The sequence below is a fragment of the Cohnella sp. GCM10012308 genome, from assembly GCF_042649185.1.
Taxonomy (GTDB): domain Bacteria; phylum Bacillota; class Bacilli; order Paenibacillales; family Paenibacillaceae; genus Cohnella.
Window position 1 is genome coordinate 1 of record NZ_JBHRYU010000010.1, and the last position, 22,716, is coordinate 22,716.

Annotated in this window: 27 protein-coding genes and 1 rRNA gene; 3 read left to right on the forward strand and 25 right to left on the reverse strand. The window is 57.4% G+C overall.

Annotation, left to right across the window (positions count from 1 at the left end; translation table 11 throughout):
- The 3 genes from ACFOTD_RS13490 to ACFOTD_RS13500 all read right to left on the reverse strand — a co-directional run.
- A 16S ribosomal RNA gene (locus tag ACFOTD_RS13490) occupies positions 1 to 224 on the reverse strand; the annotation flags it as partial.
- Between the two features lie 331 nt (positions 225 to 555).
- Positions 556 to 1,362, reverse strand: a complete 807-nt coding sequence (locus tag ACFOTD_RS13495; RefSeq protein ID WP_378119526.1) for a hypothetical protein — start codon at positions 1,360 to 1,362, stop codon at positions 556 to 558.
- A 202-nt stretch (positions 1,363 to 1,564) separates the two neighbouring features.
- On the reverse strand, positions 1,565 to 2,464 hold the full coding sequence (locus ACFOTD_RS13500; RefSeq protein WP_378119528.1) for a nucleotidyltransferase-like protein: 900 nt from the start codon (positions 2,462 to 2,464) through the stop codon (positions 1,565 to 1,567).
- Between the two features lie 164 nt (positions 2,465 to 2,628).
- On the opposite strand from ACFOTD_RS13500, the gene ACFOTD_RS13505 reads away from it, so the two are divergent.
- Entirely contained in the window at positions 2,629 to 3,000 is a 372-nt protein-coding gene (locus ACFOTD_RS13505; RefSeq protein WP_378119529.1) for a DUF2614 family zinc ribbon-containing protein, read from the forward strand.
- 65 nt (positions 3,001 to 3,065) lie between these two features.
- On the opposite strand, the gene ACFOTD_RS13510 is transcribed toward ACFOTD_RS13505, so the two are convergent.
- From ACFOTD_RS13510 to gatC, 8 genes are all read right to left on the reverse strand, one after another.
- On the reverse strand, positions 3,066 to 4,811 hold the full coding sequence (locus tag ACFOTD_RS13510) for a glycosyl hydrolase family 18 protein (protein WP_378119531.1): 1,746 nt from the start codon (positions 4,809 to 4,811) through the stop codon (positions 3,066 to 3,068).
- 140 nt (positions 4,812 to 4,951) lie between these two features.
- A complete protein-coding gene (locus ACFOTD_RS13515; protein WP_282910295.1) occupies positions 4,952 to 5,383 on the reverse strand; it encodes a Fur family transcriptional regulator in 432 nt (143 codons plus the stop codon).
- A gap of 103 nt (positions 5,384 to 5,486) precedes the next feature.
- Positions 5,487 to 6,152 carry a hypothetical protein gene (locus ACFOTD_RS13520; RefSeq protein ID WP_378119533.1) on the reverse strand — a complete coding sequence of 222 codons (666 nt, stop codon included), beginning with the start codon at positions 6,150 to 6,152 and terminating at the stop codon, positions 5,487 to 5,489.
- Between the two features lie 28 nt (positions 6,153 to 6,180).
- Complete coding sequence (locus tag ACFOTD_RS13525) at positions 6,181 to 6,879, reverse strand: MgtC/SapB family protein (RefSeq protein WP_378119535.1); 699 nt, start codon at positions 6,877 to 6,879, stop codon at positions 6,181 to 6,183.
- An 84-nt stretch (positions 6,880 to 6,963) separates the two neighbouring features.
- Positions 6,964 to 7,434 (reverse strand): GNAT family N-acetyltransferase, encoded by a 471-nt coding sequence (locus ACFOTD_RS13530; RefSeq protein WP_378119537.1) that lies wholly within the window; start codon positions 7,432 to 7,434, stop codon positions 6,964 to 6,966.
- 76 nt (positions 7,435 to 7,510) lie between these two features.
- Positions 7,511 to 8,956 carry an Asp-tRNA(Asn)/Glu-tRNA(Gln) amidotransferase subunit GatB gene (gatB, locus tag ACFOTD_RS13535; RefSeq protein WP_378119539.1) on the reverse strand — a complete coding sequence of 482 codons (1,446 nt, stop codon included), beginning with the start codon at positions 8,954 to 8,956 and terminating at the stop codon, positions 7,511 to 7,513.
- Between the two features lie 18 nt (positions 8,957 to 8,974).
- Positions 8,975 to 10,426: an Asp-tRNA(Asn)/Glu-tRNA(Gln) amidotransferase subunit GatA gene (gene gatA, locus ACFOTD_RS13540; RefSeq protein WP_378119541.1), complete on the reverse strand. Its 1,452-nt coding sequence runs from the start codon at positions 10,424 to 10,426 to the stop codon at positions 8,975 to 8,977.
- A 24-nt stretch (positions 10,427 to 10,450) separates the two neighbouring features.
- Positions 10,451 to 10,738 carry an Asp-tRNA(Asn)/Glu-tRNA(Gln) amidotransferase subunit GatC gene (gene gatC, locus ACFOTD_RS13545; RefSeq protein ID WP_378119543.1) on the reverse strand — a complete coding sequence of 96 codons (288 nt, stop codon included), beginning with the start codon at positions 10,736 to 10,738 and terminating at the stop codon, positions 10,451 to 10,453.
- Positions 10,739 to 10,925: 187 nt separating this feature from the next.
- Between gatC and ACFOTD_RS13550 the strand changes: the two genes are divergently transcribed.
- Positions 10,926 to 12,002, forward strand: a complete 1,077-nt coding sequence (locus tag ACFOTD_RS13550; protein ID WP_378119545.1) for an EAL domain-containing protein — start codon at positions 10,926 to 10,928, stop codon at positions 12,000 to 12,002.
- Between the two features lie 33 nt (positions 12,003 to 12,035).
- Complete coding sequence (locus ACFOTD_RS13555; protein WP_378119547.1) at positions 12,036 to 12,455, forward strand: organic hydroperoxide resistance protein; 420 nt, start codon at positions 12,036 to 12,038, stop codon at positions 12,453 to 12,455.
- An 87-nt stretch (positions 12,456 to 12,542) separates the two neighbouring features.
- Here ACFOTD_RS13555 and ACFOTD_RS13560 read toward each other — a convergent pair whose 3' ends face one another.
- The 14 genes from ACFOTD_RS13560 to uptA form a co-directional block, all read right to left on the reverse strand.
- Positions 12,543 to 12,923 carry an ATPase gene (locus ACFOTD_RS13560; RefSeq protein ID WP_378119549.1) on the reverse strand — a complete coding sequence of 127 codons (381 nt, stop codon included), beginning with the start codon at positions 12,921 to 12,923 and terminating at the stop codon, positions 12,543 to 12,545.
- 99 nt (positions 12,924 to 13,022) lie between these two features.
- Positions 13,023 to 14,243, reverse strand: a complete 1,221-nt coding sequence (locus ACFOTD_RS13565; RefSeq protein ID WP_378119551.1) for a M24 family metallopeptidase — start codon at positions 14,241 to 14,243, stop codon at positions 13,023 to 13,025.
- A 63-nt stretch (positions 14,244 to 14,306) separates the two neighbouring features.
- Entirely contained in the window at positions 14,307 to 14,792 is a 486-nt protein-coding gene (locus tag ACFOTD_RS13570; RefSeq protein ID WP_378119553.1) for a hypothetical protein, read from the reverse strand.
- Between the two features lie 21 nt (positions 14,793 to 14,813).
- Positions 14,814 to 15,239 carry a hypothetical protein gene (locus tag ACFOTD_RS13575; RefSeq protein ID WP_378119555.1) on the reverse strand — a complete coding sequence of 142 codons (426 nt, stop codon included), beginning with the start codon at positions 15,237 to 15,239 and terminating at the stop codon, positions 14,814 to 14,816.
- Entirely contained in the window at positions 15,236 to 15,382 is a 147-nt protein-coding gene (locus ACFOTD_RS13580) for a hypothetical protein (protein ID WP_378119557.1), read from the reverse strand. Before ACFOTD_RS13580 ends, ACFOTD_RS13575 begins: the two co-directional genes overlap by 4 nt.
- Before the next feature lie 33 nt (positions 15,383 to 15,415).
- Complete coding sequence (locus ACFOTD_RS13585) at positions 15,416 to 15,565, reverse strand: hypothetical protein (RefSeq protein ID WP_378119559.1); 150 nt, start codon at positions 15,563 to 15,565, stop codon at positions 15,416 to 15,418.
- Positions 15,566 to 15,615: 50 nt separating this feature from the next.
- Positions 15,616 to 16,500: a hypothetical protein gene (locus ACFOTD_RS13590; RefSeq protein ID WP_378119842.1), complete on the reverse strand. Its 885-nt coding sequence runs from the start codon at positions 16,498 to 16,500 to the stop codon at positions 15,616 to 15,618.
- Positions 16,501 to 16,575: 75 nt separating this feature from the next.
- Positions 16,576 to 17,505, reverse strand: coding sequence for a hypothetical protein (locus ACFOTD_RS13595; protein WP_378119560.1), 930 nt, complete (start codon positions 17,503 to 17,505; stop codon positions 16,576 to 16,578).
- Positions 17,499 to 18,959, reverse strand: coding sequence for an ATPase, T2SS/T4P/T4SS family (locus ACFOTD_RS13600; RefSeq protein ID WP_378119562.1), 1,461 nt, complete (start codon positions 18,957 to 18,959; stop codon positions 17,499 to 17,501). The genes ACFOTD_RS13595 and ACFOTD_RS13600 overlap by 7 nt, the downstream gene beginning before the upstream one ends.
- Positions 18,956 to 19,801, reverse strand: coding sequence for a CpaE/TadZ family protein (locus tag ACFOTD_RS13605; protein ID WP_378119564.1), 846 nt, complete (start codon positions 19,799 to 19,801; stop codon positions 18,956 to 18,958). The genes ACFOTD_RS13600 and ACFOTD_RS13605 overlap by 4 nt, the downstream gene beginning before the upstream one ends.
- Positions 19,798 to 20,514: an SAF domain-containing protein gene (locus ACFOTD_RS13610; protein WP_378119565.1), complete on the reverse strand. Its 717-nt coding sequence runs from the start codon at positions 20,512 to 20,514 to the stop codon at positions 19,798 to 19,800. The genes ACFOTD_RS13605 and ACFOTD_RS13610 overlap by 4 nt, the downstream gene beginning before the upstream one ends.
- Before the next feature lie 199 nt (positions 20,515 to 20,713).
- Complete coding sequence (locus ACFOTD_RS13615; RefSeq protein ID WP_378119567.1) at positions 20,714 to 21,349, reverse strand: MBL fold metallo-hydrolase; 636 nt, start codon at positions 21,347 to 21,349, stop codon at positions 20,714 to 20,716.
- Positions 21,350 to 21,361: 12 nt separating this feature from the next.
- Positions 21,362 to 21,928, reverse strand: coding sequence for a thioredoxin family protein (locus tag ACFOTD_RS13620; RefSeq protein WP_378119569.1), 567 nt, complete (start codon positions 21,926 to 21,928; stop codon positions 21,362 to 21,364).
- 99 nt (positions 21,929 to 22,027) lie between these two features.
- On the reverse strand, positions 22,028 to 22,636 hold the full coding sequence (uptA, locus tag ACFOTD_RS13625) for an undecaprenyl phosphate transporter UptA (RefSeq protein ID WP_378119571.1): 609 nt from the start codon (positions 22,634 to 22,636) through the stop codon (positions 22,028 to 22,030).
- Between the last annotated feature and the right edge of the window lie 80 nt (positions 22,637 to 22,716).

Genomic DNA, 22,716 nt, shown 5'->3' on the forward strand with positions numbered 1-22,716 from the left:
CTTGCACCGTGTTTCTCAACAAGACCATGCGATCTCGTTGCCTATCCGGTCTTAGCATTCGTTTCCGAATGTTATCCCGGTCTTCAGGGCAGGTTGCCTACGTGTTACTCACCCGTCCGCCGCTAACTCAGTATGTAGCAAGCTACAAACTAAATCCGCTCGACTTGCATGTATTAGGCACGCCGCCAGCGTTCGTCCTGAGCCAGGATCAAACTCTCCATAAAGGGTAGTTCGACTTGCTCAATTCAATGCTGGTATAACTTTTGCTTCAGCTCCGAAAGGCTTCAGCGTCCGTTTGTTTTAACGCTCGATGTTCAGTTTTCAAGGAGCAATCATGTCGTTTGCTTTCGGCCTCTTTCTTGGCGACCTCTCAGCGGCGACTTTTATAATATATCACAGCAGCCCAGTTCAATGCAAGCACTTTTTTTCAACCGCTCGTCATTTTCTTTTTTGCTGCCGTTCGCCGTATCCTTCTGTCGAAGGCGGCGAGAACTAATTTATCACAGATGTACAGGCCTCGTCAACAGCAATTCTCGATTTTTTTCGAGCTTTGTTTTAATTCCACGGAATGGTCTGAATGCCCTCGTTAAGCGTAGCCATGTGCAGCTGCCCTTCCCTCATATCTGCATCGGTCACCGGACACCCCAGCGATACGGATACAAGCGAGAATTGACCGCGAATCTTGGCCGCCCTGTACAAGCCGCGATCCGTGCAGAAGTAAAGGCTCTGCCCTAGTCGAATTGCATTAAACGCAAAAATGCCGGGCATGCGAATCTTATCGAAACCGCCTTTAAGATCCCCTAATGCGATCTCTCCGCTCTCCGCGATTCCAAGGAGCGCGCCATCCATCGCAGCCAATCGCACGATCGACGTCTTAAGCGAAAACTGCTCCCAGGCGCAGGTTAAGCGATCGTACATGGCAATTCCCCAAGGCAGAGCCAGAAAAATAAAATGAGGTGTAGCAAACAAGTCGTATACCGGATTTTCGGTGGATGCGATGTTTTTCCACCCCTTCTGGGTTCTGCACCAGAGCCCGCGTTCCGTCGCCGCAAAACCGATGCTGCCGATTTCTTTGTATGCATAACAGACAAAGGGCAGTCGCATATCCGACCAGCGGCCGCTGCTGAGACTGTATAGTCCATGGTTCGTACAGGCGACGATCGGACCACCCAAAACCGGCTCGAGACGGTTAACGTGCACCTTTGACGGTATGCCTTCCATGAACGCTTCCCATCCACCCTCTTCGGAAGACCTCCAAAGCCCCCGGCCTGCAGGAGAAATGAGCAGCTTGCGATCGTCCAGCGTTCGAACCGCGGACTGGTGAAATAGCAAATGTTCCATAGGGGATGGGTTTCGAGACATCTATAATCGCTCCTCAAATTCCGATAATGATAATCGTTATCAATAAAGATGATTATAGCTTCCCGCTCCCCGTACCGCAAGCTGTAAGAAATAAGGGATATCGTCATTGAAGGAACGCGCACGCCAAAAAGCCGCGGTATTCTAAAATACGCCTATCGTTAAAAAGAGCCCTCCGAAGAGGACTCCGCGCAGAAAATGGCGATTATTCGAAGCCCGACGCGGTATAACGCAGATCGAGCAAATGGAGCCCGTGTTCCTTGACCCCTCTCGCGATCTCCGCCACGTATCCTCTGTGCGCAAGCTTGCGGAGCAATGGCGATAGTTCCAGATGGAGACCCGAGAGCGCCGGATGATTTTGCAGCTCGGATAGGCTCCAAGGCTCCGGACGGCTCTGCAAAATGCGCAGCAGCAGCGACGACGAAGATTTCATTTTCGTTAGAACGGCAAACTCTACGGCAAGGATGACCAGATTCACCCGTTGCTCCATCGTTTCTCCGCTCGAGGTCAATTCGTCATAAAGCTTAAATATTCCCGGATTCACGCGTCTTACCTGTTCCCACAAGCTCGGCTCGGGGTGAAGCGTCTCTTCAATAACAGCGATGTGAGCCCAATGATTAAGCGCCGCCAATATATTCGTATACGCATCCATCGCGTGTTGATCCTTCAAGTTCTGCTTGGCCTGCAAATAGGCGCCCAAAAATCGCGAATACTCGCTGATAAGACGTCTCTCGCGCAGTTGTTCGGGCCACCGGTCGAGCTTGTTCCTCGTGTTGGCGAGGTAGCCGTCCCTGTCGAGCAGCACTTCGCCGTTGTTCAGCCATTGAAAGAACGGCTGCCAATGCGCTGCGCCCGCAATCCAGGCGCTCATCCGCTCGGGCGTAGACCTTCGTACCAGTATCGTCATATCTCCCCACTTCCAGTGTTCAGCGGACGCTTTGCCTTCGATGTACCCGTCGTCGTACAAAGCAAGGATCAATCGATCCATTCCGTCGATAAAGGAAGGGGAGCCTTCGAGGTTCTTCACGAGCAGAAGCCCGCAAAGCCGCTCGTCCGAGCCGAACAGTGCCGTATAAAATAGATTGGTGTCTTCGAGACGCTTCAAGAATTTTCACCACCGTAGTCAGGCTTTGAAGTGGCTTGCCTGCTATTTGTAGGCTATAATGAGATAACTCTATTCGAGGAAAAGCTTGATAATTAATTTTAATTCTACGCCGGGCGCAAGTTTCCTGCCGACAGGCGAATTAAGATCATGGGGGCAATCGGGCAATGAAAATGAAGGCCAGCAAAATATCGACGATGCGTACTTGGGGCTTGCTGCTGGTGCTCGGCGGGATGGGGCTCATGGTTCTCGGGACAAGCGGCATCATCCTGTTCGGACAAGTCGGGAAGATCATCGCCGCGATCTTTATGGTCATCGGCATTCTCACTTGCGGAGCGAGCATGTTCATCTATTTCTGGGTCGGAATGTTATCGACGAGCGCACCGGTTATCGAGTGCCCGGAATGCGGCAAACGCACGAAAATGCTCGGCAAAACCGACCGTTGCATGTATTGCCACACGATTCTAACGTGGGATGCCTCGCAAGCGACGAACGCTTCGATCGCTAAGGAACACGAATCCACTCCGACGACGGTATAAAAAAGGGCGCTTCGCCGCATTCGCGGCAAGCGCCTTTCTGTTGCAATAAAACGTCTCGCATACATTTACGGATAACTCTGAAGTGCCTTATCAAGCAAGCTCCAAATGCCGTTCGAGGCAAATGCGCGGTTCCAGGAAGCTACGCCCGCCAGCTTATACTTTTTGATGAGCTGAACTCTTGCTTGAATCGAAGCTTCGTCTTCGAGCCAGATGCGCTGCAATACGCCGTTGGTTTTAAACTCGACGTAGTGCTGCCCCGTCTCTTCGGATAACGCAGGCGTTAATTTGTTGTCCTTAATAAGCTGTTGCGCGGCGTCCATGCCGATCGCTTTGGACGAAACTTCGACCTTTCCTTGATCATCCGTCTTTTCAGTCCATACCCTCGTATAGAACGGAACGCCCAAAATCAGTTGGTCCGGAGCTACGCCATCTTCCTTTAAAATTTTTGTAATCGCATTTTCCGTCCACGACAGCGACGCGACGGAGCCTGACACCGGGCTTGCCGCCCAATGCTCGTCGTAAGCCATGAGAATTAAATAGTCGACAGCAGCGGCAAGGCGTCCACGGTCCAGGTATGCCGACCACATCTCGCTATTGGACTTTGGCGTTACGTCGATCGAAACGGACAAGCCCTGTTCATGCATAATAGGCGTGAGCTCGCGGACGAATTGAATCAAATTGTCTTTATCTTTGGTATAGACGTTTTCGAAATCCAGATTGATGCCCTGTACTCTGAAGGTTCGCGCGTATGCGATCAATTGCTGAATCATTAAATTGCGGGTCGCAAAGGAGGAAAGCGCTTCATGCGTAATATCGGGTTCGAACGAGTTGCCGAACATGGCCCATACCTGCATGCCTTTGTTGCGCGCCCAAGCGGAATATGCCGCATCGGCCTTGCTGCGAATGTTGCCTTTGCCGTCCGTCAGTGAAAACCAGCTCGGACTCACGACATTGACGCCGCTCCAGTCCCCGATTTTGGCCGGATCCGGCATTACATTATAAATGGCGTCCCACGTCAGATTAATTCGCTTGCCTGTCACCTTCCACGGCACGTACGGCTCTCCCTGTTCGGTGACTGCGCCGGAGGCCGTCTCTTCTACGCCAATCAGCGCAATGTCGCGCTTGCTCGCATAGCCAAGGTAGCCGGCGGCGGACTGGACGCGATACCAGCCCGCTTCCTCTCCCCATACGATAACGCGCTGGCCGGCCTGCAAATCCTCCACGATCGGATTCGACTTGCCCGCGCCGCTGCGCAGTTTGGCGCCCTTGCCTTCCGCCGGCACTTCGCCTTTCTGAATCGCCAGCCCCGGCTGGTTAAGGGTAACGATGCCCGTACTTGCATCCGTCACTGCCGTTAATCCGAAAAGCTGCTGGAGCGGCGCGAACGGGAGATAAAGCGTCCCATCTTCCGCTTTTTTGGCGCCGAAGCTCATATTAAAAGGCTTTGCATTGAGCGTCGCGCTCAGCTTGCCCGTCGTAAAATGAAGCACGCTCGTATCCGAGGTCAGTATAACGGACTCGGTCTCTGTCTCATACCGCACGCCGTCTCCAATCAACTCCTTGGCGAGCGGAAGCGGAATCCATAATCCTTCTCCTTCGCCCAACGCGTAATCGCCGGTCCAATCACCCTTGCTCATGATCGGATGCGACTGAGCCATATAATCGGGCTTCTCGTGATCCCGGTTCGGTTGGGATGACCACCATGCGAACGCCGCCGCGGCGGCGGAAAGGCAAAACAGCAGCAAGAGGCCTAAAATCGGCGTCCATTTTCTACGCCGTCTGCCGCGTCCGCCTATCATCGTCGTCTGCAATCTCTCACTCTCCTATTTCTATTCTATAAAAGGACGAAAGAAAGGCTTCGGAGGTTTCGACCAATATTTTCCCGCGATATGACAAACGCGCCGGATGCCCGGCGCGATCTATGCACGTATTCGTCAAGTTGATAGAAAAGTCAGGATACCAGCCCACGGCAAGAAGGACACAGGCCATAAATCTCCATACGGTGTCCTTGCACGAGAAACCCCGTACGCTCCGCTGCCGCACGTTCGACCTCTACGACCGGATCGTGATCGAAATCGACCATCGCACCGCATCCGGTACAAATGGCATGATAATGATCGGACAAGTCCGCATCGAATCGGCTGGAATCGTCGCCGTAAGTCAACTCCCGGATCAATCCGGCGTCGACGAACAGCTTCAGATTGTTATAAACGGTAGCTACGCTCAAACTGGGATAGGCCGGGGACAACGACTTGAAAATATCGTCGGCCGTCGGATGAGAGGTAGACTCCATCAAGTACTTTAAAATCGCGTACCGCTGCGGCGTCATCCGGACGCCTCCGGATTTGAGCTGGTCCACGGCATGATAGATCCGGGTTTCCATGCTCCTCACAGCCTTTCCTTCGGGTTAAACTATATTTTAAGCGGTTTAAAAAGGCGCTGTCAATGGCAAAGGCCGCCACGATCGTGACGGCTCTGCTTAAAATTTAAGATTTGCGGCCCTGTTGGCCGCGATTTTCCCATAACCAGAGCGCAGCGCCGGCTCCGATCAATACGATTGCGCCGATCATCGCTCCTGCCGAATGGAACAGCCAGCGAATGTTCGAGGAGCCGAGCAGGATCGCCGCACCTGCAGCCAGCAGCACGAGACTTAGCGCGGGAAAAGCGCGCGATTCGCCTTCGGCACGCGAAGCTGGACGCCCGTCCCAGCCGAACGGCGGCTGACGGTAGGGGTAACCGCCCGAGGCGATCCGCTCGTTCACGGCTTCGGCGCTCTGCAGCGTATCGAACAGATTGTACAAGTAGATGATCGGCAGGAGCAGGCTAACGAGCACGACAGTCAGCACGTTCCCCTCCATCTCCTGGACAACGAAGACGACACCGCAAATGTTGAGCGCGAGAAGCAGCATCATCATGACGCCTTTTCCCATAAGGCCCAAGTACATGTAGCCGGTTCCCGGAAAAATAAATGCGAATAATCCCGCCAGGAACTTGCTCTTCTTTTTGCGTGCCGAAGACGCTGCGCCTTGGTCGTAGCCGGGCGGATACGGCAGCGTGCCCGAATCGGTCCAGACTGTCTCCCCGGAGGGACCCTGCGAGGCATCGGACGGCTGTCCCTGCGGCTGCTGCCAATCATTGTTCTCGTTATTCATCATTCATCCCCCGACATCAATTTTGGCGCTACTCCGCGGACACGGTCCGGATGCCCTCGAGCCTGCGCAGCTGCTCCGCGAGTGATACCGCCTGCAGCGGATCGCCGAGCCGAATCGTCAATCGGATCCGGATACTGCTCTCTCCTCTGACCTCAAACGCACTCTCGTCGAATTGAACCTTGATCAGCTTGGCTTCCTTCGTCTCCAGCAGCATACGAATCGGCTCCGTGAGCTCCCGGTCGGCTTGCGCCGCCATGGTGAACACGAACTCTCTGGGATGGGCGACGTAGCGCTTTTCGACGACGTTCAGCCCCCACAGCACGGCAAGCGCCAAAAAAACCGTAAACGATGCGCCCAAGTAGAAGCCGGCTCCCACTGCAAGCCCGATCGCCATGACGACCCACAGCGATGCGGCCGTCGTCAAGCCTTTGATCGATTTGCCCGTGAACAAAATCGTGCCGGCGCCCAGAAAGCCGATACCCGTGATCGCCTGCGCGGCAAGCCGCGCCGGGTCTCGGTTCACGCCGTACTGACCGGTAAATTCGGAGAAGCCGTAAATCGAGAGCAGCATGATCAAGCAGGAACCCAAGCTGACGAGCGTATGCGTCCGCAAGCCTGCAGCATGATTTTTGCGCTCGCGCTCGTAGCCGATCAAGGCGCCGAGCAGCACGGACAGCAGGAGACGAAGCATCAGATGCCAATCATCGATAACCCATGGATTGTCCAAGTAAGTATCACGCCTTATAAGTCACATTTTACTTGCGGATCGCCTGCAGCGGCAACGGCTTCCCGTCGGGGAGGGATGCCCGACTTAGGTCTTGGCCCGCAGCTTCATGGTGATCATTGTAATATCTTCGCGGGGATGGAAGGTATCCGCCGCCTGAAAACCGTGGCGCTCGTACAGCGCGATTGCGGGAAGGTTGCGCGCCTCGGCCGTGACTTCCCATGCCCTCACTTCATTCCATGCTTGCATCATATGCGAGATTAGCGCTCCTGCGATTCCTTGGCGCAAATGGTCCGGATTCACCATCATCCGGCTGATGACGCCTGAGCCGTCCTTGGCAAGCTCCGCCGCGATCGCTCCGATCAGTTCCCCGTCCTCGTCTCTGCACCCCCAGAACGTCTCCTCCGACGCTTGCAGGGAGGCGGTCGTGTCGTGCAGGGGAGGCAGGTCGGGCACGCCGATCAGCTCGGCCTCGATCCGGTAAGCGGCATGCTGAAGACGCCAGAGATCGCTGGCATTGTCCAGGCTGGTCAAGTCCAGCCGCTCAATCGTTGGCATCGCTCCAGCTCCTCATGAAGACTTTAAAAAGAGGCGGCCTCCCTGCTGTCGGGTATGCCGCCTCCTCTAGCCATTCTTATGAATTCTTCAAACGATCCATGAGCAGTTTGTTGACAAGGCCCGGGTTGGCCTTGCCCTTCGTCTCCTTCATGATCTGCCCGACGAGGAAGCCGATGGCCTTGTCCTTGCCGCCGCGGAAATCCTCGACCGATTGCGGGTTGGCTTCGACGATCCGGTCGACGATCGCCAGGATGGCGCCTTCGTCGCTAATCTGCACGAGCCCTTGCTCTTCGACGATCTGCTGCGGCAGCTTGCCCGATTCCAGCATCGCCTTGAAGACGGTCTTGGCGATCTTTGAGCTGATCGTGCCCTTGGCGATGAGCTGAATCATCTCGCCTAGTCCTTGGCCCGTGATCGGCACCTGCTGGATCTCCAGATTGTTCGCATTCAAGTAGCCGAGCAGATCGCCCATGATCCAGTTCGCCGACGCTTTGGCATCGTCGGTATATTTAAGCGATTCTTCGAAGAAGTCGGCCAGCTTCATCGACGACGTAATGACGCCGGCGTCGTAAGACGGCAGTCCGTACTCCTGCGTATAACGCGATTGGCGCGCGTCCGGAAGCTCGGGAATGGAAGCCCGCACGCGATCTTTCCAGTCCGCGTCGATCTGCACCCGCACAAGGTCCGGATCCGGGAAGTAACGATAGTCGTGCGCTTCTTCCTTGGAGCGCATGCTGAACGTCTTGCCCTGCGACTCGTCCCAGCGACGCGTCTCCTGCACGACCTTGCCGCCGCTGTCCAGCACGTCCGACTGGCGCATGACCTCGTACTCGAGGCCGCGCTGCACGCCCCGGAACGAATTCATGTTCTTGAGCTCGGCGCGCGTGCCGAACTCCGCCTGGTCCCAAGGGCGGATGCTGACGTTGGCGTCGCACCGCAGGCTCCCTTCCTCCATCTTGACGTCGGACACGTCGCAATATTGCATGATCGCCTTCAGCTTTTCCAAGTATGCCTTCGCCTCTTCGGGCGAGCGGATGTCCGGCTCTGAGACGATCTCGACGAGCGGCGTGCCGACGCGGTTGAGGTCGACGAGCGAGCCGAGGCCGCCGTCCATATGCGTCAGCTTGCCCGCATCCTCCTCCAAGTGCAGTCGGGTGATGCCGATCCGCTTCGTCTGCCCATTGACCTCGATGTCGATCCAGCCGTTCGAGCCGATCGGCTCGTCGTATTGGGAGATCTGATAAGCTTTGGGGGAATCGGGATAAAAATAGTTTTTGCGGTCGAACTTGCACCAATCGGCGATCTCGCAGTTGATGGCCATAGCGGCCTTCATCGCGTATTCGACCGCCTGGCGGTTCAGTACGGGGAGCACGCCCGGATGGCCAAGACACACGGGGCATGTATGGCTGTTGGGCGACGCCCCGAACGAGGTCTCGCAGCCGCAGAAGATCTTCGTCTTCGTGTGCAGCTCCACGTGCACTTCGAGGCCGACGACCGTCTCGTATGGGGATACGGTGGACATGAGTGGTTGTTCCTCCTATTAGAGCGCCGGGCGCAGCTTGTGGAATTGTGTCATGCCTTCGAAGGCGTGGGCCGCGCGCAGCACGGTCGACTCGTCGAACGGCTTGCCGATGATCTGAAGACCGACGGGCAGGCCGTCCGCCAGACCGCAGGGGACGCTGATCGCCGGCACGCCCGCAAGGCTTACCGGAATGGTGCAGATATCGTTGAGGTACATCGTAAGCGGATCGCCGACCTGCTCGCCGATGCGGAATGCCGTCGTAGGCGCCGTCGGTCCAACGATGAGGTCGAACCGCTCGAACGCTTGGTCGAAATCGCGCTTGATGAGCGTGCGAACCTGCTGAGCTTTTTTATAGTAAGCATCGTAATAGCCGGAGCTGAGCGCGTACGTGCCCAGCATGATCCGCCGCTTGACTTCGGGGCCGAAGCCTTCGCTGCGGGACTTCTTGTAAAGATCCAACAGATTGGCGGGATCCTCCGCCCTGACGCCGTATCGGACGCCGTCGAACCGGGCGAGGTTCGAGGATGCTTCGGACGAAGCCAGCAGATAATAAGTAGCGATCGCATAATCGGTATGCGGCAGCGACACTTCTTCCCATATGGCGCCGAGGGATTCAAATGTCTTGAGCGCCTCCATTACGCGCGCCTTGACCTGCGGATCGATGCCTTCGCCGAGGTATTCCTTGGCGACGCCGATGCGAAGTCCCTTAATGTCGCCGGTCAGCGCTGCCGTATAATCGGGAATCTCGACGTTGGCCGACGTCGTGTCGCGCTTGTCGTGGCCTGCGATTGCCTGCAGGACGTACGCCGAATCCTCAACGTTCTTGGTCAGCGGCCCGATCTGGTCGAGCGACGACGCGAACGCGACCAGGCCGTAACGAGAGACGAGCCCGTAAGTGGGCTTCAGGCCGACGATGCCGCAATAAGCCGCGGGTTGACGAATCGAGCCGCCGGTATCGGAGCCGAGAGAGAAATAAACCTGACCGGCTGCCACGGAAGCCGCGGAGCCGCCGCTTGAACCGCCGGGCACGCGATCCAAGTCCCATGGGTTGCGCGTCAGCTGGAACGAAGAGTTTTCGTTGGAGCCGCCCATGGCGAATTCGTCCATATTCAGCTTGCCGATCGTGACGGACTGAGCAGCCTTCAGCTTCTCAACGACCGTCGCGTCGTAGATCGGATCGTAGTTGGACAGGAATTGGCTCGCGCAAGTCGTGCGGAGTCCCTCGGTGACGATATTATCTTTGATCCCGGCGGGCAGACCGTAAAGAAGCCCTCGTTCGGTCTCGCCGGAGGCATCCATCGCTTTGGCCTGGGCAAGCGCGCCCTCTTCGTTCAGCGTCAGAAACGCGCCGACCTTCGCGTCCGTCTCGGAAATCCGGGCGACGGAAGCCTCGACGAGCTCCTGAACGGATAAGTCTCTATGATGAAGCCTGTCGTGCACTTCGGACAATCTCAGGTTAAACAGCGACAATGCAGCTTCCTCCTCGGAGTTGTTCTATTCCAGTACGGCCGGAACCTTGAATTGATCGTCTTCGGCTTCCGGCGCGTTGCGCAGCACCTTTTCGATCGGCAGAGAAGCCTTGGGCGCGTCTTCGCGCATAACGTTCGAGAGCGGCAAAACGTGGCTTGTCGGTTCGACGCCGGCCGTGTCGAGCTCGTTCAGCTTTTCGGCATATTTAAGGATGGCGTTCAATTGTCCTGTAAATTGCTCTTTTTCATCGTCGGTAAGCGTCAAGCGCGCCAGGTTGGCGACATGTTCGACGTCCTTCGTGGTGATGCTCATAGGCCGTTTCTCTCCTTTGCTTCAATACCCTTTCAATTCTCATTATTATATCGGACATGCCGGGGGAACTCAATGCGCGCGGGCATTCCGAATTGTTTCATAAGAGCGATAATCGGGGAAATACTTAGATCGAATAGGCGGGTAGTCGGGAGTTAATCGCATTTATAAAAATAGGGAGGTTGTCTTGATGTTGACTCGTCAAGCCTTCGAACGGCAGGCGCCGCTGCGCGACAGCGGCTACGTCGAATTTAAAGCGGACGGCGATGCAGGCGCTGTCCGGACGTTGACGGAATTGCTCGGTCCTCCGGGAGAAGCGGGCTATTGGAGCGTCCGATACGACCAATACCAGCAGCTCCTTCAGTTGCTTAACGCCGCGGACCGCAAACTGACGGACGCGCAGAAGCAATCGGTGGAATGCAGAATTTTCTACGAAGAACCTTCAGAACCGTCGGGGACGGACGAGAGCGACGGATGGGTACAAGCGGCGAGGTTGCTAACCGGGTTCGGTTCCCATCGCGTCGTCGATTATATCGCGAACCGGCGATTTTCAAGCTATATGCAGCCTATCGTGCAATTAAGCGGCAAGCCCATCGGCTATGAAATGCTGCTGCGTCCGCTGCCCGAACAGCCGCCGTTCCGGCCGTCGGAGCTGTTTGAGGCGGCTCGCGAAGCCGGCTTGCACTCCTTTCTCGACCGCGAGGCGCGGAATAGCGCCATCCGGGTCGCTTCGCGGCAGTTGCCGGCAGGCGTCAAGAAGTTCATCAACTTTTTGCCGTCTTCGATCTACCGCCCGGACCAATGCCTGCAGCAAACCTTCGAGCGCATCATTATGAGCGGCATGGATCCGGCCGACTTCGTGTTCGAGGTCGTGGAGACGGAGCGCTTGGACGATGTAAAGCATCTTAATAAAGTGTTTGCGGCATACCGCAACATGGGCATCCGCCTTGCGATGGACGATTTGGGCGATGAATTCGCCACGGTCGAAGCGATGGAGCAGCTGCAGCCGGACTACATCAAGCTTGACCGCAAGTGGGTCGCGGGCTGCGACGGCGATGCGGACAAGCAGCGCCGGATCGAGGATGTGCTGGAGCGGGCTTCCCGCTTCCACGGCGTCGTGCTGGCCGAGGGCGTCGAGCGCGAGGAAGAATGGCGCTATCTGCGGGAGGCGGGCGTACCGCTCATGCAGGGCTATCTGTTCGGCCGCCCGTCCCCCGTTCCGATGCCGGTCAGGTTCGAGCGAACCGCTTCGACCGTTTCCGTCTGAGCCGTCATTAACCATTAAAGGAGCGATGTGAAAATGAACAAAATCTACACGGCACAAGTGACTTCGAGAGGCGGCCGCGAAGGCTTCGTCAAATCGTCCGACGGGAAGCTCAACTTAAAGCTGTCCCAGCCGTCGGCTTCCGCCGACAGCGCGACGAATCCCGAGCAATTGTTCGCTGCAGGTTACGCAGCCTGCTTTCACAGCGCGCTGAAGCTGATCGCCAAAAATAAAGGAATCGAGACGGAAGGCTCTGAGGTAGCTGCCGAGGTATCCCTGTTCAAAGGGGACGGCGCGGATTTTAGACTTTCCGTCACGCTTAACGTGTCCATCCCCGGCGTCGATGCGGCCCAGGCTCAGCAGCTGGCCGACGAAGCGCATCAAGTATGTCCTTACTCCAGAGCGACCCGCGGCGATATCGACGTCGAGATCAAATCGGCCGCGCCGCAGCGATGAACACGAGCGTCATACGCAAATTATGAAAGAAGCTTCCGAAATTCGCCAGGGCGAATTCGGAAGCTTCTTTTCTTGCGGTTAGGGCAGTTAGATCCACGCCTTAAGGTTGACGAGCCGAATGAACTCCTCGCGGCTTTGCACCTCGCGCGGCGCCTCTTCCTCGGTCTCATCTTCAAGCTCGCCGTTCATAATGCGCTTGAACAACTCTGCGTTGTGCGTTGCCAGCGCATAGTCGATGAGCGCCTCGCGGCCGATCCGCTCCGCTTCAAGCTCGAGCAGCACTTCCTCCAACTCGACGTCGGATGCCGGCACGTAATATTGACGGTTCGCATTCGGAACCCGGATGATATAGTCGAAGGCGCTGTCGTTGTTGCGGTCATAGGCGATGACATAGCCGTATTCGCCGACGGGCATATTCTGCTCGAAACGGTCGTTTACGATGATGATCTTCTCCCCCAGCTTCAGCATGCCGTTTCTCCCTCCCCTGATCAAGCGGACATAAATCGTAGCTGCTTATCCTACTATCCTACTAGATAACGCAGTGATTGTCCAAGAGCAATAGACTTGTCAGGGGTGGAGAGGAAGCCGATACAACCGTTCAGGCGACGCCGTCAGCGTTCGAAAGCCGTCGGCGGTAATCGCGTAAGTGTTCTCAATGCCAACGACACCGCGGCCGGGGAACGTAAACTTGGGCTCGATCGCGAGCACGACGCCCGGTTCGAGCGGATCTGAAAACCCGTGGGCGAGGACGGGCCATTCGTCGATCTCAAGTCCGATTCCGTGGCCGAGGAAGCGGACCTGATCCGCGCCGAAGCCCATAAAATGCGCCGCCAATCCTGCTTCGTCCGCCAGCCGTAGAGCCTCCGCATACAGCGATTCCGGTGACGCGCCTGGGCGCAGCAGCGATTCTGTATGCCTCAGGATGCGCACCGAGACTTCATACGCGCGTGAAAGCTCGTCGTCCAGCTCGCCGATGACTGCCGTCCGGGTCTGGTCGATCGTGTAGCCGTCGATGCAGCATCCGATATCGAGCAATATCGGCTCGCCCGTTCCGATCGGCCTTCGGCTTGCGCTTTGCGGCGCTGCCGGCGTCAAGCCCCTGCCCCCGGCAGGCCCGTCAAAGTAAGAGGGCTCGGCAGCCGCCTCTCCCGCCGCGACCATCCCCGTCATAATTTCCTGATTGTAGCCGCGCATTCGCATGAGACCGATGTGCCCGTGCCGACGCATCTCTCCCTCCAGAATCGTCATGACCTCGAGCTCCGTCATGCCTTCGCGAATGAGACCGAGCGCCAGATCGAGCGCAGCCGCGGCAGCCTTGGCCGACGTCTCGATCATCGCAATCTCGCTAGCCGACTTGACCGAGCGGACCTGCCTCATCACGGCAGATCCGTCGCGCAGCTCCACATTCGGAGCCGCTTCTTGCAGCCGCAGATACGTCTGTGCCGGAAGCACGTCCAGGTCTGCGCCAACCGTCGGACGGCGGCCATCCGCGAACAGTTCCGGGTAATCGCGGGCTAGCGTGTCGCCAAACGCGCGAAACGAACCTAGCGGCACGGTCTTGACGGTCGCTTCCCCGATCGCCCGGTTCAAGCTGCGACGGACATAATAAGTCGGTTCGCCCTGCGCGGGAATCAATAAATAACCGGTCTGCATCGAGCCGGACCAATAATACATACCTACGTTCTGTGTGATCAAACAAGCTTGCAGGCCCTCTGCGTTCATCTGCCGTTGAAGACGGAGACGTCTCTCCAATAGCTCATCAGCCAAGCGATGCGTTGTCTCGCTCAAATCGGATTGCCCCTATCGTATGTGCTTTTCTCTAGTTTATCACATACGGGTGCTTGTTCACGCTCAAGCGAAGACAAGCTCAGCCGCCCCTTTTAAATCCCATTCGATCGGATCGATGACCCCGAAGATGCGCGGACAGGAGAGATGAACGATCATAACGACGCCTGGCCGGCGAAGCGTAACCTCGTAATCGTAAGCCTCATTGCGATATGTATAAGGGAAGGCATGGCGTTCATTGATCACGGCGAAATCGACGATTTCGGGCGCCGACTCCAACCATCCCCCATTAAGGGGAGACAAATCGGACGCGAGCCGCAGGTTGGCTGCCAGATACGCGCGTGCCGCCGCTTCCGCGCGCACCGGATCGATGGAAGGCGTGCCCGCCTCCAGACTCGGCTCGTCCACCTGCTGAGCTGCCGCATGCGCCGCTCTGTCGACGGCCCTTTTTCCTTCGTGCAACGTGCCAAGCGCTGTTTCCTCTTCAAGCTGCATGGCGTGCAGCAGCCACCAGAGAACGATCATAAGGAAGCTGAAAAACAACTTATGCACAGGCGAAGCTCTCCCTTCGCATTAAGGCACGAATTCGCTCATCTTCATGCCCGCAGCCGCCATTCGGGCCGTGCCGGAAGGCGGAGCCACGCCGATGAGCCGGTCGATGTCCATCAGACCGTCGTACGGGTAACGGATGACAAGCCGCAGACCGTCGCCCCTTTCGAGCGGCGACGCGGGATCCGTCCCGGGCATGCCGCTTGTCGTCGTCACCTGGTATTCGAGAATCTCGGGCTTAAATCCGTACCCTGACAGTCGCGTACGCGAGTCGCCGATCATGGTCGCATCGATATATCCGTATCGCCCGCTCGCTCCGACCTCGAGCATATAATCGACTTCCTGCTGCAGCAGCGACTGTCGAAGCACGACCACATGTTTGTAGACCGGAGAGAACATCAGCCAGCAGAACAATGTCGCGAACAATACAAAGACGAGCAACTGCTTCATGGACTAATTCGCGCGATCGCGCCGGCCATGCCCGCGCCTGAATCGCGAAGCGTGGCTTTGGTGCCTTCATGCCCTTCCGCTACGTTCATATAGATGAGCGCGACGGTCAGGATAAGCATCACGGTCATCAGCAGCTGTCTCATGATGAACTCCTCCTTGCCCCGGGGCATAGCTCCTTAAGGCTCCATCGATCCAAGCGTCGTGTTGGCAGTCGTGCCATGCGTCTCGATACGCGCTCTCGTGCCCGTCGAATCGTTGGCGACGATGCCGTTGAACATCAAAGCGACTACGATCAGCATCATGACAGTGATCAGGATATTCCGCATTATAGAAGCACCTCCTTTCCCTTCTTTGCCGGGCAGCGTCCTAGCATGCGCTACGGTTTCAACACTTCAAACAGCTTCTGAGACTCCTGGACCCAAGGATACAGAAAGATTTGAAAGGTATATAGGATCGGCAGGCCCGCCAGCACGAACAGCGCGTACGAGGCCGTCTCTTTTCTCCCCGCTTTGGCAAGCTCGATTCCGGCTTTATACTCGGCCAGCACGTCGCGAAGCATCCGGTATACTTCGTCGCTCTCATGCAGCCGCATCGATCGCATCGTCTCGGCGAAGCTGTAGCCCTCGGAGGTTCCAAGCCTCTCCTTGAAGCGAAGGAGCGCCTTGTCCGCATCGTAGTACCATTCGTTCAGCAGCAGTTGAAAATCTCCCCGGATGATCCGGGTATAGGACATGCACCGCATGAGCTTGCCGTGAAGGTGCAGACGGGAGCCCATGTAATAGATCAGTTGGTTCATAACGGCGATCAACTCCCGGCGGATCCGGTCGCTCCGGTAGCGCCTGAACGAATCCAGCAACGTCTTGTCGAACGTCGACACGATTGCCGGCACCGCGATAATGGGCACTGCCTTCCAGAGCGAGATGCCGGATAGCAGGCCGATTGTTCCGCAGGCAGCCGATCCTCCCGCCGCCATCGCACAAACGAAAATGAGGCTCCTTCGCGCTGCCAAATAGATAGCCGGATCGATTCGAATGCCGCAGCCGGCGAGCAGCAGTCGTCTTTCTTGCAGGGCGGAGCTCTCGGCTCCGCAACCCGCTGCCCGAAGCCACCACTGCGGCGGGCCGCGCTTTCGCCAGTTGGCAAATGAGACGCGCCAACGAGGCTTGCGGTAAGTGAGTGCTTGCAATACATATGCAACGCCGACGGCGCCCGCTAAAAATTGGACCAGCCATAACACGGCTTCGTAAATGGTCTGACTCACTCCCGCCAACCTTGTCCACCTCCATCCCACTGCGGAATACAGCGCCTTTTCATGAACAGATAAGGCGATCCGCCCTCACATCTTCCGCCTCGACAAGTACAGCCCCATAAGAAACGATCCGAAAATAAGCACCAAGGCATTCAGCAGCATGCTTCGTCCGCCAGGGTCGGACAAGTAATATAGCGTGCTGGCTTCGGCATTCAGCCGAAAATTGATCGCTAAGAACAATGCAAGGAAAAATACGGGCGTAAAATTGGCCAAGCGGATCTCGAGCAGCCGGTGGCGCTCCGCATGATCGTCCATGCGCGCCTTTCGCATATCGTCTATGAGCTCCCGCAAATTGTCCGCAATGTTGTTGCCTTCGCTCAAAGCGACGCCTAGCAGGCTCGAGAAATAATCCGCCCAAATATGCCCGATAGACATCGAAAACCGCCTTAAGGTGCGTTCGTCATCGTGGTGGATGTTCAGCTGACGATACAGTTCTTCGAAGATGGCCTGCGTATCGCCCGGCAGCTGCCTCTCCTCGACCATCCGCTGCAGCGCGGTGCGAACGTGCCGGGAGCCGTTCACGAGGTAGCATTGATAAAACAGTTCGGCAGCAGGCAAAAAATTAAGCCTGGCGGAAAGCTGCCGGTTGATCAGCGACATCCGCAAGAAACTGTACGGCAGCACAGCGAGCATCGCCCCCAGCAGTGCGGCGGAGAGAAAGGATTGGAAAACGATAGCGCCTCCCGAGAGGCCCGCTAGCGCAAGCCCAAAGGCCATTTTCCAAAAAGCGTTCGGCTTGATCCGCCATCCGGACGCCGAGAGAATGTCCCCCAAGTGCATGAACAACGGCCGAAGCCATACGATGCTCGTATCTAGGGGAAGATCCGCCGTTTCGTCCCTTCCAAGCCGCTTTGTACGGCTGTGGCTGTCCTCAGCCAGAGCAAATATTGCCCTCAGCGCGGCGAAGAGCAGCAAAAATAACAAGCAGCCCGCCGTCCAGAGCCACGCCGTCAACACGAATTCGCCTCTCGTTCGTTGCGAAGCCAGGCCAAGCTCTCGGGATCGAGCCTGCCGATCCGTACCCAAGCCCGCTCCGATAACTCCGCCTTCAGCAGCCAAACATCCCGTGCTTCGTCGTAACGCGCCCAATCCCGAACCTCGAACGCGTCGCCGCTGCAGACGTACTCCCCGATTCTAACCAGCTTGCGGCTGCCGCCGACCATCCGCATCTCAAACCCGATCTGCGTGACATGCTCTGCGACCCTTCGGGTTAACCTTGCTGCATTCATGGCCCTGCCATCTTGCATGCACATGTCCGTGATCGCGTCCGGCACGTCCTCAAGACTGTTCGCATGGACGGACGTGATGCTCCCTTCGTGTCCCCGCGTGCAGGCGCGAACATAAATATTGGCATCCGCGTCCCGGATCTCGGCGTGACAGATACGTTGCGGCGACTGCCTCAGCGCCAGCTTAAATGCCTGCTGCGGGCCGTGCTGCGGATCATCCTCGTCCGCCTCGTATTCGATGACGTTTTTGTCGGGAAAATCCCGCTGCAGCCGCAGCTCGTATCTTCCCTCTATCGTTACGATCCGCTCCTCGTCGGGCATCGCAGCGATCAATGCCTTAATCAGATGGGTTTTTCCCGTATTGGTTGGCCCGATCACGACCATGTTGAAGCGGGACTTCACGATGCAGTGGAGCAGCCTGTACACGGATTCGTCAATCGAGCGATACTCCGGTCTGAGCAGCGTCTGCAGATCGAAGCGCCTGACCGTGTAAAAACGGATCGTGAGCGAGGGCTGCGCCGTAAACCCGAAGCCGGTCATCGTCACCCGCGAGCCGTCCTGGAGCAGCACCTCCGCCCACCGCTTGCGTGGGCTAATCGAATCGTCGTTGAACAGCACCAGATTCTGTTGGATCCGCTCCACCTGCGCGATCGAGCTGAAGCTGAAGGGGGAACGAGACGCAACGCCGTCCCTCACCTCGAAAATGCGCGTGCCGACGACTTGCACCTCCTCGAGCCCTTTGCGGTTCTTGAGGACGAGTTCAAGCACGTTCAGGCCGATGACCTCCGCGAACAGCGCTTCGGCGAGCGAGCCGTACGGCAGCGGACCGAAGCTGGCATGCTGCAGTCTTTTTTTAATGATCCAGTCGGACAAAATGGCCAGCAGCTCCTGACGTTCCTGCGGAAATCCGATTACGGCCCGATTGAGCTTTTCCGCGTACCGTCTTCGATCCTCTTCGCTGAAGCCTCGCGGCGCCGCCAGCATGTGCCGCGCTTCTTCCGTCAAAGCCCCTAAGTCTTGACCGCCGGAGCCCGGGGGGCCGACCTCCTCCAAGGGGCCGTAAGGCACGAGACCTTGCTTGCCCTCTTGCAGCTGCGCCGCATAAGCCGCCGCTGAGAAGCGGGCCGATGCATCCGGCCGCCCTTCGCCCTGTTCCTCGTCGATCTGTGGATAAACAGTCGTCATCGGCTTCTGCTCCTGTGCTGCAGCAGCCTGCGCAGCCAAGGCCGATCCGTTCGCTTTAACCGTTCTTCCCAATTCAACTGCCGCAGCAGCGTGCCCGCGACCGGATCGAACGCGGAGGCATGGCGCTCGTCCGCCGCCAGCCATTCGTCCAGACGCCCGCTGTCGAGCTGCAAATGCACGCTCTCGGCAAGCTGCAGCTCGGATAGTGAAATGACTCCCGTTTCCTTGCGAATTTCCTTCATTCCAAACCCTCCCGCGCGCCTGTATTTGTTCTGCATCAGCACTAAATGATAGTTCGCAAGCGACAGCCCGAACTGCGAGCCGACCTGCCCCGTCCACCGGTTCACGTCTTCCTGGAAGTGCGTCAGGCTGCCGGTCGTTACCAGACACCGGTGCTCGGCGGCCCGCATGGCGCATACTGTCGCGGCGTTGTCCCAATAGGCGCTCACGTCCGCTACCGTCACATCGAATGCGTCTCGCGCTGCCGCAAGCAGCGCATCCATCTGCTCGGGCTCATAATACTCGGCCTGGTCCCGCGCCAGGTTGCCGAACAGCACGTGCAGGCCCTCAAGCCTCGAAGGCGCGAAGGCGTACTGCCTGAGCTTCGAGCCCGTCAGCGTGCCCGACTTCAGCTCCGGCCGCATGCCGCTAAGCGTGATCTCGGGCCGATCGATACCCAGATAAAGATGCGTCTTGGCGCTCTTCAAGTTCAAGCACAGATAGCCTACACGCTTGCCCGTCACCGAAGCGATCCGGTATGCGGTTCCGAAAGCCGCGAGCGAAGTGCCGATATTCGGCGTCGACCCCGCGAACGCGATCAGCGATCCCCCTTGGCCGCTCATGAACCGGACGCCTCCCCCGACTCGAACGACGATGCGTCGAAGGCGACGATCAGCTTGGACTTCCCGTCCTTGCATGCGGTGTCCAGCTCGAGCCATTGCGCTTCGGTCAAATTGAGGTTGACGGCGTCGATGCTGCCGTTCGCATCCCGCCTGGAAGCATACATCCGCTCCTTGTCCCCCTCGGCCATGGACAGCAGATTCGAGCTCTTCGGGTTGTCGATCTCTTGATTGGAAGCGGTCTTGACCGCCGCCACGACGACCGGCTCCGCGAACAACCTCCGCGAAGCGCCGCCCTCCGCCGACAAGTACACGATCGCCCGGTCGCCCGCCCTGATGCCGCTTGATACGGACTTTACGTAGTCCCGCGGCACCTGAAAGGTCGCCTCGCCGACTCGCGGCAGCAGCCGGAACTTGTCCAGCTTCCACCTGAGCAGCGGCTCTCCGCCGCCCAGCGGGACGGAAGATTCCAGCCCGTCCGCATCGTCCATGGCGACGATCATCTCATCGGTAACTGCGCCGCTAGGCAAGCGAAGCTTCGTCAGCATCTCCCGGCCCAGCGACGTACCGGCGGGCACGAACTGCTTCGGCACGACAACCTCCGTCGTCTCCGTCAGCCTGATCTGTCTCATCTGCAGCATATAAACGCCGTAGACAAGCAAGGCGGATAGTACGGCCGCGGAAACGCTGATTCGGATCTGTCTCCCTCTGTTCAAACGACTAGCCTCCCTTGACGACGGCAAACAAAAAAACGCAGGCGCAAGAGAGACTTAGCTCTCTGTCGCCTGCGTTCTTCGCAGCCGTTGCTATAACATATATCTTCGTACCGCCAATATAGCAGAGGAATGCAGGAGTTGTAAACCCCTTTTTTCCATTGTTCGACAATTTCCCGGGAAATCCAGGAAAAATCGTCGCTTAAGACAGCGCCGGAACGTACGGATTTTCCCGCTTTTCTTCTCCGATCGTCGTCTCTGGACCGTGTCCGGGCAATACGAGCGTATCGTCCGGGAGCGAGTACAGCTTGCCCCGAATGGACTTCGTGAGCGTATCCTGATGGCCGCCGGGCAAATCGGTACGTCCGACGGAACGCCGAAACAGCGCATCGCCGGCGAACAGCAGATCCCCGCACACAAAGCTGACGCTCCCCGGCGAATGCCCGGGCGTATGGCGCACCTCGAACGTCTCGCCGATCAGCTGCAGCTTCTGCCCGTCCTCGAGCGTATGATCGGGCGGACCGCTCTTGACCGGCGCGGTTACGTCGCTCCAACGGGCGGAGCCGTTTTTAGCCGGATCGGTCAGCCAATCCTTCTCCAACGGGTGAAGATAGACGGGGCAGCCCCACTTTGCACGAAGCTCGTCCACGCCGCCGATATGGTCGAAGTGCGCATGCGTGAGCAAAATCGCTTCGACCTTAAGACCCGCGACCTTGCGCAAAAGCGCCGGATCCGCAGTGCCCGGATCGATCACGATTGCCCGCGTTCGCGCCGAGTCGACAACCACGTAAGCGTTGGTCTGGAGCGGACCGAGCGGAAAGGCTTGAAAAGTCAGCATCGCGATACTCCCTTAGACGCGCTCGAGCACGTCCTGCAGCTCCCAAAGGATAACAGGCGTGTACTCGGAAGCATCGCCGTATTGCTTGACGATCTCTTTGCGCGCGACGGACAGATTGTCCTGATAAGTAGATGCCTGATTGTCCGGGTTCGCTTCCTTGAAGGCGATCATGACGTCCTGGACATGCTGCGGACGGGGTCCCCACTTGCCCAGAAGAGCGCCGCCCGTGTCCGTGACGAGAACGATCGGAATCGAACGTCCGCCCAAAGTCAGGTGCTGGTCGATCAGATCGAAGTGTTGCTCGATAATCATGACCTCGGTCGGGATGCCTGCGGTTTCGAATGCGCGGAACACGACGGGCACGCTGCGCAGCGCGTCGCCGCACCAATCCGCGGTAATGATCATGGCGCGAAGGTCGTCGCGGTTGTTAAGCGATTCGAAATACGCCTGGCTCTTCGCGTCCGGCCATGTGAAGCTGTCGTAATTGGCATTAAAGTCTTCTTTGTTCTTCTCCATCCCGTCCATAAAAGCGCGCGGCGAGATGCCCTGGTTAAACTTGTGTGCGAGCTGTTGGCTCATGCGATATCCCTCGTTTCGACAACATGAATGAACTTGATCCTATTGTAGCAATCCCAGCGTCAAAAGGAAAACCTTGCGAAAGAAAAAAAAGCAAATCCGTTAAATGGATTTGCCCCGCTTGCGCAAAAAGATATAAACGAAATAAACGATCAGTGCCGCTAGCGCGATCAGAATAATCGGACGAACGTAAGGCGCGGCCTTCTCGTCGATCTGCTCCCAGTTGTCTCCAAGCGACTTGCCCAGCCAGACGAACAAAATCGACCAAGGAATGGACGCGAGCAGCGTCAAGCCGCTGAACAACGCCAGATTCATCCTGGCCATGCCCGCCGGGATGGAGATGACTTGTCGCATGACAGGCACAAACCGCGCGGTGAACACGATAATCGGCCCGTACTTCTGGAACCACTGCTCCGATTTGTCGACGTGCTTGGGCTTCAGATGCAAGAATTTGCCGTAGCGGTCCACGATCGGTCTGCCGCCGTAACGTCCGATTGCGTACAAAATCCACTGTTGGATCAGCGCCCCGATTACGCCGCAGGCGACTGCGCCCCAGAAATTGACGTCGCCTTTCCAGACCAGGTAACCGCCGTAGCCGAGCACGATCTCACTGGGGATGACCTCGATGGCGAGCCCGATCACGATGCCGAAATATCCGAGACTTTCAATCCATTGCAGCAACTGGTTAAGCCATTCGTGAATCGTATCCATCTTATGTACCTGCTCTCTTCATCGTATTTGCGTCGTGGGACAAACGCGATATAAGTAGGGGCCGGAACCTTTTTTATTCT

Coding starts and splice junctions, on each gene's coding strand:
- ACFOTD_RS13495 (WP_378119526.1), bottom strand. CDS start 1,362: ATGTCTCGAAACCCATCCCCTATGGAACATTTGCTATTTCACCAGTCC.
- ACFOTD_RS13505 (WP_378119529.1), top strand. CDS start 2,629: ATGAAAATGAAGGCCAGCAAAATATCGACGATGCGTACTTGGGGCTTG.
- ACFOTD_RS13515 (WP_282910295.1), bottom strand. CDS start 5,383: ATGGAAACCCGGATCTATCATGCCGTGGACCAGCTCAAATCCGGAGGC.
- ACFOTD_RS13520 (WP_378119533.1), bottom strand. CDS start 6,152: ATGAATAACGAGAACAATGATTGGCAGCAGCCGCAGGGACAGCCGTCC.
- ACFOTD_RS13530 (WP_378119537.1), bottom strand. CDS start 7,434: ATGCCAACGATTGAGCGGCTGGACTTGACCAGCCTGGACAATGCCAGC.
- gatB (WP_378119539.1), bottom strand. CDS start 8,956: ATGTCCACCGTATCCCCATACGAGACGGTCGTCGGCCTCGAAGTGCAC.
- gatC (WP_378119543.1), bottom strand. CDS start 10,738: ATGAGCATCACCACGAAGGACGTCGAACATGTCGCCAACCTGGCGCGC.
- ACFOTD_RS13550 (WP_378119545.1), top strand. CDS start 10,926: ATGTTGACTCGTCAAGCCTTCGAACGGCAGGCGCCGCTGCGCGACAGC.
- ACFOTD_RS13555 (WP_378119547.1), top strand. CDS start 12,036: ATGAACAAAATCTACACGGCACAAGTGACTTCGAGAGGCGGCCGCGAA.
- ACFOTD_RS13560 (WP_378119549.1), bottom strand. CDS start 12,923: ATGCTGAAGCTGGGGGAGAAGATCATCATCGTAAACGACCGTTTCGAG.
- ACFOTD_RS13575 (WP_378119555.1), bottom strand. CDS start 15,239: ATGAAGCAGTTGCTCGTCTTTGTATTGTTCGCGACATTGTTCTGCTGG.
- ACFOTD_RS13580 (WP_378119557.1), bottom strand. CDS start 15,382: ATGAGACAGCTGCTGATGACCGTGATGCTTATCCTGACCGTCGCGCTC.
- ACFOTD_RS13585 (WP_378119559.1), bottom strand. CDS start 15,565: ATGCGGAATATCCTGATCACTGTCATGATGCTGATCGTAGTCGCTTTG.
- ACFOTD_RS13600 (WP_378119562.1), bottom strand. CDS start 18,959: ATGACGACTGTTTATCCACAGATCGACGAGGAACAGGGCGAAGGGCGG.
- ACFOTD_RS13605 (WP_378119564.1), bottom strand. CDS start 19,801: ATGAGCGGCCAAGGGGGATCGCTGATCGCGTTCGCGGGGTCGACGCCG.
- ACFOTD_RS13615 (WP_378119567.1), bottom strand. CDS start 21,349: ATGCTGACTTTTCAAGCCTTTCCGCTCGGTCCGCTCCAGACCAACGCT.
- ACFOTD_RS13620 (WP_378119569.1), bottom strand. CDS start 21,928: ATGAGCCAACAGCTCGCACACAAGTTTAACCAGGGCATCTCGCCGCGC.
- uptA (WP_378119571.1), bottom strand. CDS start 22,636: ATGGATACGATTCACGAATGGCTTAACCAGTTGCTGCAATGGATTGAA.